This window comes from Halomonas sp. DP4Y7-1 (assembly GCF_019800705.1).
GTDB classification, from domain to species: Bacteria; Pseudomonadota; Gammaproteobacteria; order Pseudomonadales; family Halomonadaceae; genus Halomonas; species Halomonas litopenaei_A.
Map to the genome: position 1 here is coordinate 100764 of NZ_JAHVKS010000004.1, position 13369 is coordinate 114132.

At 62.1% G+C, this 13369-nt stretch carries 10 protein-coding genes; 8 read left to right on the plus strand and 2 right to left on the minus strand.

Annotation, left to right across the window (positions count from 1 at the left end; translation table 11 throughout):
* The first annotated feature begins 103 nt into the window (after positions 1 to 103).
* From KUV72_RS09400 to pstB, 4 genes are all read left to right on the plus strand, one after another.
* Positions 104 to 1117, plus strand: coding sequence for a PstS family phosphate ABC transporter substrate-binding protein (locus KUV72_RS09400; protein WP_222238114.1), 1014 nt, complete (start codon positions 104 to 106; stop codon positions 1115 to 1117).
* A gap of 107 nt (positions 1118 to 1224) precedes the next feature.
* On the plus strand, positions 1225 to 2481 hold the full coding sequence (gene pstC / locus KUV72_RS09405; protein ID WP_206937123.1) for a phosphate ABC transporter permease subunit PstC: 1257 nt from the start codon (positions 1225 to 1227) through the stop codon (positions 2479 to 2481).
* A gap of 17 nt (positions 2482 to 2498) precedes the next feature.
* Entirely contained in the window at positions 2499 to 3665 is a 1167-nt protein-coding gene (pstA, locus tag KUV72_RS09410) for a phosphate ABC transporter permease PstA (protein ID WP_222162979.1), read from the plus strand.
* A 63-nt stretch (positions 3666 to 3728) separates the two neighbouring features.
* A complete protein-coding gene (gene pstB / locus KUV72_RS09415) occupies positions 3729 to 4538 on the plus strand; it encodes a phosphate ABC transporter ATP-binding protein PstB (protein WP_206939114.1) in 810 nt (269 codons plus the stop codon).
* 342 nt (positions 4539 to 4880) lie between these two features.
* Here pstB and KUV72_RS09420 read toward each other — a convergent pair whose 3' ends face one another.
* On the minus strand, positions 4881 to 6050 hold the full coding sequence (locus KUV72_RS09420; RefSeq protein WP_222238115.1) for an MFS transporter: 1170 nt from the start codon (positions 6048 to 6050) through the stop codon (positions 4881 to 4883).
* 125 nt (positions 6051 to 6175) lie between these two features.
* The gene (locus tag KUV72_RS09425) at positions 6176 to 7360 is read right to left on the minus strand and encodes an acetyl-CoA C-acyltransferase (protein ID WP_222238116.1); all 1185 of its coding nucleotides are present in this window, start codon (positions 7358 to 7360) and stop codon (positions 6176 to 6178) included.
* 235 nt (positions 7361 to 7595) lie between these two features.
* Between KUV72_RS09425 and KUV72_RS09430 the strand changes: the two genes are divergently transcribed.
* The 4 genes from KUV72_RS09430 to KUV72_RS09445 all read left to right on the plus strand — a co-directional run bounded on the left by KUV72_RS09430 (position 7596) and on the right by KUV72_RS09445 (position 13191).
* Positions 7596 to 8162 carry a TetR/AcrR family transcriptional regulator gene (locus KUV72_RS09430; protein ID WP_222238117.1) on the plus strand — a complete coding sequence of 189 codons (567 nt, stop codon included), beginning with the start codon at positions 7596 to 7598 and terminating at the stop codon, positions 8160 to 8162.
* Positions 8163 to 8565: 403 nt separating this feature from the next.
* Complete coding sequence (locus tag KUV72_RS09435; RefSeq protein WP_222238118.1) at positions 8566 to 10218, plus strand: AMP-binding protein; 1653 nt, start codon at positions 8566 to 8568, stop codon at positions 10216 to 10218.
* Positions 10219 to 10302: 84 nt separating this feature from the next.
* Positions 10303 to 11070, plus strand: a complete 768-nt coding sequence (locus KUV72_RS09440) for an SDR family NAD(P)-dependent oxidoreductase (RefSeq protein ID WP_222162984.1) — start codon at positions 10303 to 10305, stop codon at positions 11068 to 11070.
* A 309-nt stretch (positions 11071 to 11379) separates the two neighbouring features.
* Positions 11380 to 13191 (plus strand): acyl-CoA dehydrogenase C-terminal domain-containing protein, encoded by a 1812-nt coding sequence (locus KUV72_RS09445; protein ID WP_222238119.1) that lies wholly within the window; start codon positions 11380 to 11382, stop codon positions 13189 to 13191.
* Positions 13192 to 13369 lie beyond the last annotated feature (178 nt).

Below are 13369 nucleotides of genomic sequence, written 5' to 3' on the forward strand. Positions count from 1 at the left end.
AGGGCATATTGCGTTTCGAGGTGGGCTGTCATGAAGCTGTCATTTTTCTGCGGCATTGTGTGCATCGCGAAGGTTGACCATCTCATCATCAGGAGACTTCTCCATGAATCGCATCCTCAAGACCACCGCTATCGCTGCTGCCGTCATGGGCGTGGTGGGTGTCGCTCAGGCACGTGACCAGGTCCGCATCGTGGGCTCCAGCACTGTCTATCCGTTCGCCAGCTACGTGGCGGAAGAGTTCGGCGCGACAACCGACTTCCCGACGCCGGTCATCGAATCCACCGGTTCCGGTGGTGGTCTGAAGCTGTTCTGCTCCGGCGTGGGTGACGATACCCCGGATATCACCAACGCCTCGCGTCGCATGAAGACCTCCGAGTTCGAGACCTGTGAAGCCAACGGTGTGACCGACATCACCGAAGCCTTCATCGGCTATGACGGCATCGCCTTCGCCCAGTCCGCCCAGAATAACGCCATGGACGTGACTCGTGAGCAGATGTTCATGGCCCTGGCCGCCAAGGTGCCGGTTGACGGTGAGCTGGTCGACAACCCCTATACCAAGTGGAGCGAGATCGACCCGTCCCTGCCGGATCGCGAGATCGCCGTCTACGGTCCGCCCACCACCTCCGGTACTCGCGATGCCTTCGCTGAGCTGGTAATGGAAGCGGTCTCCGAGGAAATGGACGCTTACGGTGGTGAGGGCTACACCGACATCCGTGCTGATGGCGCCTTCATCGACGCCGGCGAGAACGACAACCTGATCGTTCAGCGCCTGGCCGAGAACACAGCGGCCTTCGGCATCTTCGGCTACTCCTTCCTGGAAGAGAACGCCGACACCCTGATCGGCTCCAACATCGACGGTGTCGCACCGACCCCCGATGCCATCGGCAGCGGTGAGTACCCGGTGTCGCGCTCGCTGTTCTTCTACATCAAGAACCAGCACGCCGATGACGTGCCGGCCATGTACGAATACGCCAACACCTTCATGAGCGAGCAGATGGTCGGTGACATCGGCTACCTCAAGGGTATTGGCTTGATTCCGGCCCCTGAGGCGGATCGTGCAGAGGCTCGCAGCGCCGTCGAGAGCCAGACTAGCCTCGAGCTGGCCGACCTGAAGTAAGGGACCCGGGTCCCGATCACGCCGGCCGGCATCCTCGACAGGGTGTCGGCCGGTACACGTTCCAGCGAGTATGCGCTCGTTTTGGCACATAACTCCGAGAGACACCCATGCAGACCAATCAACTCCTGGCGATGTTCAGCGGCTCGCTGCTTCTGCTCGGTCTGATCGCCTACTTCCTGGCCCGCGGCAAGGCGGCCAGGGTCCGAGCCTCAGGCACCTCCATGTACGCCCAGCCCGATCAGTACGGCTGGTTCACCGTCATGTCCACGGCGGGTCCGGCTCTGGCGGTAGGCGCTGTCGGTAGCTTTGTCATGCTGCTCGTGGGCGCCGAGATTCCGCCGCTGCTGTTGCTGGCAGGTAGTCTGGTCGTTGCCTGCGCCGGTCTGGTGATCGGTGTCGCCATGGTGCGTCCCGACTTTCACGCGCGTCAGGCGATCGAGCGGGTGATCCGCTTCTTTCTGGCCGGCGCCGCGCTGATCTCCATTTTCACGACCCTGGGGATCCTCTTGTCGATCGTCTTCGAGGCGATCCGTTTCTTCCAGATGCAGAGCTTCTGGGACTTCATTACCGGTACGACCTGGAATCCGGGCGCCAGCTTCCTGGCGGCGGCAGGTCGTGCAGAAGAAGGCGCCAGCGCCGCGCAGTTTGGTTCCGTGCCGCTGTTTGCCGGCACCTTCATGATTACCTTCATCGCCATGCTGGTGGCGATTCCCATCGGCCTGCTGGCTGCCATCTACATGGCTGAATATGCGCCGCCCAAGGTGCGTACCTTTGCCAAGCCGGTGCTGGAAGTCCTGGCCGGTATCCCCACGGTGGTGTACGGCTTCTTCGCTGCCATTACGGTGGCGCCGATCATCGTCGGGATTGCTGGCTTCTTCGGTGTAGAGGCGTCGTTCAACAACGCCCTGGCCCCGGGGATCGTCATGGGCATCATGATCATTCCGTTCATTTCCTCGCTGTCGGATGACGTCATCAACTCGGTCCCCAACAGCATGCGCGAAGGGTCGCTGGCACTTGGCCTGACCAAGGGCGAAATGATCCGCGATATCGTCGTCCCGGCAGCACTCCCCGGGATCATCTCGGCGTCGTTGCTGGCGGTGTCCCGCGCCCTGGGCGAAACCATGATCGTGGTCATGGCCGCCGGCATGCGCCCGAACCTGACGGCCAACCCCCTCGAGGACATGACGACCGTGACCGTGCGCATCGTGGCCGCGCTGACCGGTGACCAGGAATTCGCCAGTGCCGAGACGCTGTCTGCCTTTGCCCTTGGCCTGGTGCTGTTCGTCGTGACGCTGAGCCTTAACCTGGTGTCGGTGATCATGATTCGTCGCTTCCGCGAAAAGTATCGCGTCAACAACCTGTAAGCCGTGGAGCCCAAGCAATGAGACAATCCTTCGACGACATCAGCGCCCAGCTCCGCGCACGCCACCGCAAGTCGGCTCGGCTGAAGTGGATTTCCATGGGAGCACTTGGCCTGGCGGCACTGTTCCTGGTGCTGTTCTTCGCCGACATGCTGGTCAAGGGGCTGCCCGCCTTCCAGCAGGCCAAGATCCAGGTGGAAGTGGACTATTCCGAGCAGGCGAGCCAGCTTCCTCTGGCCGCGGTCAATGAGGACGTTCGGCCGCTGGTCAGCCGTGGATACCTGCGCCTGATCCCCGGGCGCATGCGTGACAATCCGGACCTGCTGGGAACGACCCGCATGGAGTGGGTGCTGGCAGATGGCCAGGTGGACCAATATCTCAAGGGACACCACGCCAGGCTCAGCGACAAGGAGAAGGCGGTGGTCGATCGCTTGAAGGAAGAGGGCCGAGCGGAGCTTCCGTTCAACACGACCTTCTTCACCAGCGGTGACTCCAAGATGCCTGAACTGGCGGGTATCGCCTCGGCGGCCATGGGCACGGTGTTGACCTTGCTGGTCACCCTGGCGGTGGCATTCCCCATCGGCGTCATGACCGCGGTGTACTTAGAAGAGTTCGCCCCGGACAACCGCTTTACCCAGTTGATCGAGATCAACATCAACAACCTGGCGGCCATTCCGTCCATCCTGTTTGGCCTGCTGGGCCTGGCCATCTTCATCAACTTCTTTGGCGTGCCACGCTCGTCTCCGGTGATTGGTGGCCTGACCCTGGCATTGATGACACTGCCGGTGATCATCATCGCCACCCGTACCGCTCTGCGCAGCGTGCCAGACTCGATCCGCCACGCCGCCTTTGGCGTGGGATGCTCTCGCTGGCAGATGGTGCGTGACCATGTGCTGCCGCTGGCACTGCCCGGCATCATGACCGGTTCGATCATCGGCCTGGCCCAGGCCATGGGGGAAACGGCGCCGCTGATCATTGTCGGCATGGTGGCGTTCATTCCAGATGTGACCACTTCGTTTACCGACGCAGCGACCGTGCTGCCGGCGCAGATCTTCACCTGGGCGGGTGAGCCGGATCGTGCCTTCATCGAGAAGACGTCGGGCGGCATTCTGGTGCTGCTGGCTGTTCTCATCACGCTCAACGCCACCGCTGTGGTGCTGCGCAAGAAATTCGAGCGGCGCTGGTAAAGCGGCCCCCAAACAGGATACGTTGCCATGAACATGAAAGTTGCCCAGCGCGGAGAGAACGTGATGAAGCAGGATCAGCCCGGCCAGCCGGTCACTCGCAACGACGACGCCAATCATGAGTTGAGCGTTCGGGTGAGAGACCTGGACCTGTGGTACGGCGACTTCCACGCGCTGAAGTCGATCAACATGGATCTCTACCAGAAGAACGTGACGGCGCTGATCGGGCCGTCGGGTTGCGGCAAGTCGACCTTTCTGCGCTGCTTGAACCGCATGAACGACCTGATCCCCAGTGTAAGCATCAAGGGGCTGATCGAAATGGACGGTCGCGACGTGAACGAGTCGAAGATGGACGAAGTCGCCTTGCGTCGCAGGGTCGGCATGGTCTTTCAGAAGCCCAACCCGTTCCCCAAGTCGATCTACGACAACATTGTCTATGCCCCCAAGATGCATGACCTGGTAAGCCGCAAGGCCGATCAGGATGAGCTTGTCGAGCGTGCGCTGCGTGACGCCGGCCTGTGGGAAGAGGTCAAGGACAAGCTGCATCAGCCGGGGACATCGCTGTCCGGTGGACAGCAGCAGCGTCTGTGTATTGCACGGGCGATTGCCGTGCAGCCTGACGTGATCCTCATGGATGAGCCGACGTCGGCACTGGATCCGATCTCTACTGCCACCATCGAAGACTTGATGGACAAGCTGAAGCAGCAGTTCACCATCATCACCGTGACCCATAACATGCAGCAGGCGGCGCGCGTGGCGGACTACACCGCGTTCTTCCATCTGGGGGAAGTGGTTGAGTACAACGACACCAAGACCATGTTCTCGACGCCGCATACCAAGAAGGCCGAGGACTACATCACCGGCCGCTACGGCTAGACCAGTGATGATGGCAGCTCTGGCGCACTGACCGACCCCGCGTGAACCCGGGAAGACGTCATCAAGCACAGACAAGCGTCAGCAGACCATGACATCCATGAGGGAGGCCCAGGGGCCTCCCTCATTGTGTTAGGCGATCATGACGCAGTGACGCTCTACGCTATCGTTGTGCGCGGTGATGTCGGTCGGAAGGCATGCACGGTGATGCTCAAGCCATGCGCCACGAGTGAGGCGAGACAGCCACGCCGGTAGAGAAGAGCCGCGCCAGTAGACAGCCATTCCTGTAACCAGCCATGCCCGTCAGGCACCGTCAGTCAGGCACCGTCAGTCAGGCGCCGTCAGTCAGGCAGGTCTGGCGACCCCTCGCATGCACAGCAGACCCAGTAGCGGGCCAGGCAGCAGCAGCCACAGCACGGCCACATCCAGGGTCTGCCACAGGCTGGCGCCAAGCCAGATGCCTGGCAGTGTCAGGCTGAAGCCGATGGCGTTCATCACAGACAGGGTGGCACCAATACGTTCTTTGGGCGCTGCACTCGAGGCCAGTGAAGAAAATTGCGCCGAGTCCGCAATGACGCTGAAGCCCCACAGCATCAGCAGCAGCATGAGCAGGGCCGGGTTGACGTTGGCCAGCAGGGGGTAGAGTAAGCACAGGCTGCCAGAGGTGGCCAAGGCGAGATTGGCCGCCCTGGCACTGCCGTAATGCCGGCTGTAGGCACCGGCGGCAATACAGCCCAGGGCACCCACCGCGATCACCGCAAAGCTGAGCCAGGGGGTCCAGTGGCTGGCCTCCGCAAGTCGTGTTACCTCGCGGCTCACCAGCAGTGGCACCAGCATCCAGAAGGCGTAGAGCTCCCAGCAATGACCAAAGTAGCCCCCGGCCACACGCAGGAAGTGGCGGTCACGAAAGGCCGCCAGCCCGTCGCGCAGCGACGCCCGTCCAGAGGTGTGCGGCAGGTGGGGGCCATCCCCCAGCAGGCCGACAGCAAGCCCGCCAAGGACCGCCAGCAAAGACGCCAGCGCCAGGGTCCAGGCCCAGGGAAGGTCAAGGGTCGCACCTCGCAGTAGATGCGGCATGGCCGTGCCCAGGGTCAACATGCCGACCAGCCAGGCCAGCGCTGCGCCGGTGTGCTTTGGGGTCCAGCCGATGACCAGCTTCATGCCCAGCGGGTAGATGCCGGCGAGGCAAAGTCCGGTGGCAAAGCGCAAGGCGACGGCGAGGGCAGGGCTCGAGGCCGCGAGGACGAACGCCAGGTTGATGGCGGCCCCTGCCAGGCTCGAACAGAGAAAGATACGGCTGGCTCGGTGGCGGTCCGCCAGACCGGAGCCCGCGATGACCAAGGTGCCCACGATGAAGCCGAGTTGGACGGCGAGAGTTAGCAGACCGATGTCGGCTTCCTGCAAGCCCAGGTCATCGCGAAGGGATGCGGCAACGCCGTTGACGCTGAACCAGAGCGAGGTGCCACACCACTGGGCCAGTACGATCAGTGGCAGGGCGAGTCGAGAGCGGTCCATCCATGGTTCCTGTGAGGGGAGGCATAGGCCGAAAGCACCAGCGGCGCCTTGGGCCTATGTCGATGAATGACGGGCCACACACATGGGCACGCATGACCGCCTCGTTCTCAGTGAGTGAGGCGGTATCAGTCGATCAGCTCTACCGCGACGGCCGTCGCTTCGCCGCCGCCGATGCACAGGCTGGCGATACCGCGTTTGCCGCCCTTGGTGCGCAGGGCATGGATCAGGGTAGCAATAATCCGGGAGCCGGTAGAGCCCACCGGGTGGCCCTGGGCGCAGGCGCCACCGAAGACGTTGACCTTGTCGTGGGGCAGTCCGAGGTCATCCATGGCCATCAGCGTGACCACCGCAAAGGCTTCGTTGATCTCGAACAGGTCAACATCGTCGACCTTCCAGTCAAGCTTCTTCATCAGACTGTCGATGGCCCCGACCGGGGCAATGGTGAACTCGCTCGGATGACGCGAGTGGGTGCTGTGTCCCACCATGCGAGCCAACGGCACAGCGCCGAGTCGATCGGCCGCCGCCCGAGTCGACAGGATCAGCGCAGAGGCGCCATCGGAGATGGAGCTGGCATTGGCGGCGGTAATGGTGCCGTCCTTGGCAAAGGCCGGTCGCAGGGAGCGGATCTTGTCGAGGCGAGCCTGGAAGGGTTGTTCGTCCTGCTCGACCAGACTATCGCCCTGGCGGCTGGTGATGGTCACCGGGGCCATCTCGGCGATCAGGTGTCCTGCCTTGGTGGCCTGCATGGCGCGCTCAAGAGAGGCGATCGCGAAATCGTCCATGCGTTCCCGGTCATAGCCGCGCTCATTGGCCACGTCCTGGGCAAACCCGCCCATCAGGCGACCGGTCTCGGCGTCCTCGAGCCCATCCAGGAACATGTGATCCTTGAGTTCGCCATGGCCAAGGCGATAGCCGCTGCGCGCCTTCGTCAAGACGTGAGGTGCGTTGGACATGGACTCCATGCCTCCGGCTAGCATCACCTCGGCCGTGCCGGCCTTGATCAGGTCGTGGGCCAGCATGGTGGCCTTCATGCCGGAACCACATAGCTTGTTGATCGTGGTGGCGCCGCGCTGGTCGGGAATGCCTGCCTGACGCATGGCCTGGCGTGCTGGCCCTTGCTTGACGCCCGCCGGCAGAACGCAGCCAAAGATGCCTTCTTCAATGGCGTCGGGGGGGATGGCGGCTCGTTCGATAGCCGCGGCGATCGCGCAGGCGGCCAGTTCTGGAGCAGTCTTGCTGGAAAGAGAACCGAGCATGCCGCCCATGGGCGTGCGGGCGGCGGCAAGAAAGACGATGTCGGTCGGGTGCATGGCGTGCCTCCTGTGACCTTGATGGCCTGGCCCGTTAAGGACCGGCCATGGCGGTATTGTGGTTGTTGGCTATCGCGAGCTGGCGCCTGCGGAAGACCTTCAGTGTGGCCCAGCCCGGCGAGATGCGCTTGCGGGTCCCTGGCGTTGACAGGATCAGTCGGCGTTGACCCTGAGGGTGCGCTATGCTTCCCTCATCAAAACCAAGCAAGCGCTAGTGTAACTGTCGATGAATGTAATGAATGACTCGCCTCGCCGCAAGGAGCTGATCCGCCTCGCTGCCCAGCTGTTTGTCCAGGAAGGCTTCGATCGCACGACCGTGCGCATGCTGGCTCAGGAAATGGGTATCAAGTCGGGTAGCCTGTTCCATCACTTCAGGGACAAGCAGGAAATTCTGGCCGCTGTCATCGAAGAGGGGACGCAGAATGCCTTGACGCTGGCTCGCGCGGCCCTCGACGACGCAGGCTCAGACCCCTTGTCCCGGCTGCATGTCATGGCGCGTGCCCATCTGGATACGCTGTTGACCGATCGCAACGCCCACGTCGTCGCGCTCTACGAATGGCGACGCCTGGACGACGCTGCGCGGGATCATCTGACCCACCTGAGGGACGCCTACGAGGGGCTGTGGAACGACGTCATCGACGAGGCCATCGAAGCCGGTCTGGTGGCCGGTGATCGAGCGCTGGTCGCGCGTTTTGTGCTGGGGGCACTGAACTGGACCGTGCGCTGGTACGATCCGGACGGTCCGCGCAGCCCAGAGCAACTGGCCGATGAATTGGTCAATATGCTGACCCGTCGGAGCTGAGCGTCACCTTTACCGCGTCCTGGGGGCGCTATCCCGGGGCAGGGGGCTCAGGCGACAGGCTCCCTCTCCAATGATCCCCACTCAATGAGTTCATCTCATTGGTCCGCACTCCGTGAGCTCCTCTCAATGAGTGCTTCCGTGTGACTCCCTTCTGTTCACTCGCATTGTCTTTGTTCATCTCCCTTCTTGCGTTGGCATGAGTTTCCCCCTGAATCCTGTCTGCAGCGGCGCTGATGACCTGGCGGCGGTGTCAGGCTAGACGATGGTCTATCCCGGTTGTGCTTGTCACTCCTGTACGAAGGATCTAGTTTTCACCCTAGCGCTTGCTAGGTTTACGCTTACGTCAACGGAATGCTTGGGCCAGGGCAGCGCTCTCCAACAAACACAACGTAAGAGGCACGTCATGAGCCATGCCACACTCCCATCGGCCGAGTCCTATCGCGAGACGTTTGATATACAGCAGGTGATTGACCGCTTGGACGATCATGGTGACGGCTGCCTCAACGCTTACTATGCCTGCTGTGGGCGTCATGTAGCGCAGGGCCGTGGTGAGGTGCTGGCGTTGGTGCACGAAGCACCGGATGGGGCCGTTACACGCCTGAGCTATCGCGAACTGGATAGCCTGAGCGCACGTCTCGCCGCGTGGATGTCGGCCCAGGGTCTGGCAGCAGGGGACCGTATTGCCTGCATGCTGCCGCGCTCGCCCCAGCTGTTGATCGCAGTATTGGCGAGCTGGCGGCTGGGGGCCGTGTATCAGCCATTGTTTACGGCATTTGGCCCGGATGCCGTCGACTATCGTCTTGGGCGAGCCGATACCAAGCTGGTTATCACCGATGGCGCCAATCGTCACAAGTTTGACGGTCTGGCGTCCTGTCCCTCGGTGCTGGCGCTGGGTGGCGCCAGCGAGGCGCATCCGCAGGATCTCGACTGGGATCACGCCCTGTCCAGTGAGCCATCGTCGGCTACGCCACCGCGCCTTGGCCCTGAGCAGCCGTTTCTGCAGATGTTTACGTCAGGCACGGTCGGCAAGCCCAAGGGGGTTGCCGTGCCGCTCTCCGCGATGCCTGCCTTTGCACTGTATATGGAGCTGGCCGTCGACCTGCGTGGGGAGGATCGCTTCTGGAATATGGCAGATCCCGGCTGGGCCTATGGCCTCTATTACGCGATCACTGGACCCTTGCTGTTGGGCGTGACCACGCATTTTTGCGAGGCCGGCTTCAGTGCCGAAGGCGCACTGGCCTTCATGCAGCGCCATGACATCACCAACTTTGCCGCCGCTCCTACCGCCTATCGTTTGATGAAGGCGTCCGGGCTCTTTGATCAGGCACACGAGACACTGTCGTTGCGGGCGGCGAGTTCCGCCGGGGAGCCGCTGAATACCGAAGTGGTCAACTGGGTCGAAAGGGCGCTGGGCTGCGCGGTGATGGATCACTATGGCCAGACCGAAACGGGCATGACCTGCAACAACCATCATTGTCTCGACCATCCCAAGCATGTCGGCGGCATGGGCGTGCCAATGCCGGGCTATCGCCTGGTGATTCTTGATGCGGAATATAACGAGCTGCCGCCGGGCGAGCCCGGTGTGCTTGCCGTCGACGTGGCGAGGTCGCCGGCGCATTTCTTTCCCGGCTATACCTGGCAGGAAAAGCATCCGTTTGCCGAGGGCTACTACTTGACAGGAGATGTGGTCATCCGCAACGACGACGGCAGTTTTCAGTTTGCCGGCAGAGATGACGACATCATCACTACCGCAGGTTATCGGGTAGGCCCGACCGATGTGGAAAACTCGGTATTGACCCATCCTGCCGTGGCGGAGTCGGCTGCGGTGGGGCAACCCGATGATATTCGTGGGGAAATCATCAAGTCCTACGTGGTGCTACGGGAGGGCTTCGAGGCCAGTGATGAGCTTGCCGAGGATATCCGCCAGCAGGTCAGAGAGCGCCTGTCGACCCACGCCTTTCCAAGGGTGATCGAGTTTGTCGATGAACTACCCAAGACCCCCAGTGGCAAGATTCAGCGTTTCAAGTTGAGAGCCGATGCTGCCGCCAAGGCGTGACGCCTGGCGCCATCTTCTGACGCCCCGAGGGAGCCCTCGGGGCGTGCGTTGTCAAGCACGTCTGGTAAAGAGAGAGAACACTTCATGGATATCAACGATGCCACCTTTGTGATCACCGGCGCTGGCTCCGGGCTTGGTGCCGCCTGTGCCAAGAGACTGGTGGCAGCCGGAGCCCAGGTGGTGCTGTGCGACCTCAGTGACAAGATCGACCAGCAGGCCAAGGACCTGGGTAAGGGCGCTATCGCCATGCACGCCGACGTCACCTCAGCAGACGACATGCAGGCGGTGTTCGATGCGGCACGTCAGCATGGCGAGCGCGAGGGGGTCGACGGCGTCATCCACTGCGCCGGCGTGGTCAGCGTGGCCAAGCTGGTGGATCGCCATGGCCATCCTGCCGACCTGGAGGCCTATGCGCGGACCATCCAGATCAATCTTGTGGGGACCTTCAACGTGATGCGCCTGGCCGCGGCGACGATGGTACACAACAGCCCGGGTCAGGACGGTGAGCGGGGTGTCATTATCAATACCGCGTCCGTGGCCGCTTTTGACGGCCAGGTAGGGCAGTGTGCCTACAGTGCGTCCAAGGCAGGGGTGGTCGGCATGAGTCTGCCCGCCGCCAGGGAATTGTCACGCCATGGGGTGCGGGTAATGGCGATTGCCCCAGGGGTATTCGAGACGCCGATGATGGCCGATATCCCTGAGGACGCCGTCGCAGCGCTGTCCCAAGCCGTGCCGTTTCCCAAGCGGCTGGGCAAGCCGGATGAGTTCGCCCGGCTGGCCGAGCAGATCATCACCAACAGCATGCTCAATGGCGAGGTCATTCGCCTGGATGGCGGTATTCGCATGCAGTAATGCGCAGTGTGCCGGCGAGGCGCACGCGACGGCCGTCCCGTCGGCTGTCTCCCACAGGGTGATGGCGTAGCGTCAGTGAACAAGATGCCTGTGGCGCCAGTACGACCGACGACAGGACGGGGGATCAAGGCATGGCTGACCATGGTGCCAGGGACGATCGTGCCATCGACACTCAGTGTCTCTGGGATGCCAAGAGTTCAAACGAACGCTTGACTTGCGGTCGGTTGCGCCGCTATTTTCAAACACATGTTTGAAAGCCCGCTGAGCCATGGTGGCACGGGCATCGCCTCGGATGGACAGGAGTGACCCATGCCAGATTATCAGGCACCGCTGCGCGACATGCGCTTCGTGATGGATGAGCTGTTGGACTATCCGGCTCATTACGCCCGCTTGCCCGCGGGCGACGACGTTTCGCCAGACGTGGTGTCTGCCATCCTGGAAGAGGGGGCGCGCTTTGCGCGTGAAGTGTTGCTGCCGTTGAATCAGAGCGGAGACAAGCAAGGCTGCCGTCTGCAAGACGGCGATGTAAAGGCCCCCGACGGCTTTCGTGACGCCTATCGTCAGTACGTCGATGGCGGCTGGCCCGGGTTGGCCGCAGAGCCCGAGCATGGTGGCCAGGGCTTGCCGCCGTCTCTGTCGATGCTGTTGTCGGAAATGATCTGTGCAGCCAACCTCTCCTGGGGCATGTATCCCGGCCTGTCTCACGGTGCAGCAGATGCGCTGCGCCATCACGGCACGCCGGAGCAACAGCGGGTCTATCTGACCAAACTGGTGGAGGGCAGCTGGACGGGCACCATGTGCCTGACAGAGCCCCATTGCGGCACAGACCTTGGCCTGATCAAGACCAAGGCTACGCCGGACGAGCAGGGCGGCTACCGCATCAGTGGCACCAAGATCTTCATTTCTGCGGGCGACCACGATCTTGCCGACAACATCGTGCACCTGGTGCTGGCCAAGTTGCCGGATGCGCCGGAGGGTTCCAAAGGCATCTCGCTGTTCCTCGTCCCCAAGTTTCTGCCCGATGCCGCGGGTAAGCCCGGTCAGCGCAATGGTGTGACCTGCGGTTCGTTGGAACACAAGATGGGGATTCACGGCAATGCCACCTGCGTCATGAATTTCGATGGCGCCACGGGTTACCTGATCGGAGCTCCCAACAAGGGACTCGCCTGCATGTTCACGATGATGAATGCGGCCCGGATCGGGGTGGGCATTCAGGGGCTGGGCCTGGCCGAGGCCAGCTTCCAGAACGCGCTGAGCTATGCCCGTGAGCGGCTGCAGATGCGCGCGCTATCTGGGCCCAAGGCGCCGGAGAAGGCCGCGGATCCGATCATTGTGCATCCCGACGTGCGGCGCATGCTGTTGACCCAGAAAGCCATCGCAGAAGGCGGTCGGATGCTGGTGCTGTATACCGCTCAGCTGATCGATGTGGTCGAACAGACGTCGGCAGGGGAAGAGCGGGAGCGCGCCGAAACGCTGTTGGGGTTACTGACGCCCATCGTCAAGGCATTTCTGACCGAGCTGGGCTTCGAGGCAACCAATGAAGGCGTACAGGTCTTCGGTGGACACGGTTTCATTCACGAGTGGGGGATGGAGCAGCTGGTGCGGGACGCCAGGATTACCCGTCTCTACGAGGGCACCACTGGCATCCAGGCCCTCGATCTGCTTGGACGCAAGGTGCTGATGAACCAAGGCGAAAGCCTGAAGGTGTTCACCAAGGAGATCCATCTGTTCTGCAAGGCGGAAGCAGACAACGAGGACATGGCCGCCTTTGTTGCTCCTCTGGCTAAGTTGAACAGTCAGTGGGGCGAACTGACCATGGCGATCGGGATGAAGGCGATCAATGATCGGGAGGAAGTCGGCGCGGCGTCGGTGGACTACCTGATGTATTCCGGCTACATCACCTTGGCCTATCTGTTCGCCAAAGCGGTGAAGGCATCCCGCCAGGCGCTGGCACAGTCGCCAACCGATGCGGCCTTCTACGAGGCCAAGATCCATACCGCCCGTTTCTACTTCGAGCGCCTGTTGCCGCGCACCAGAGCCCACGCCGCGCAGATGCAGTCAGGTGCAGAGAGCCTGATGGGATTGGATGAAGGGGCCTTTGGCCTGGGCTTCGAGCGGTAGTCGTAAACCGTACCGGCCTCTGCGTGTCGTCGCTGCGGTCGGTCAATCGAGCTCTCTCGGTCAGGTGACTGATCGTTGGCGGCGAGCCTGGCTCGCCGCTTTTTTTATCTGTTGTCGATCGACTGGCCAGCGCCTGTATCGGTCTGTGAGTTATCTGATATCAGTGAAGTCATAAACA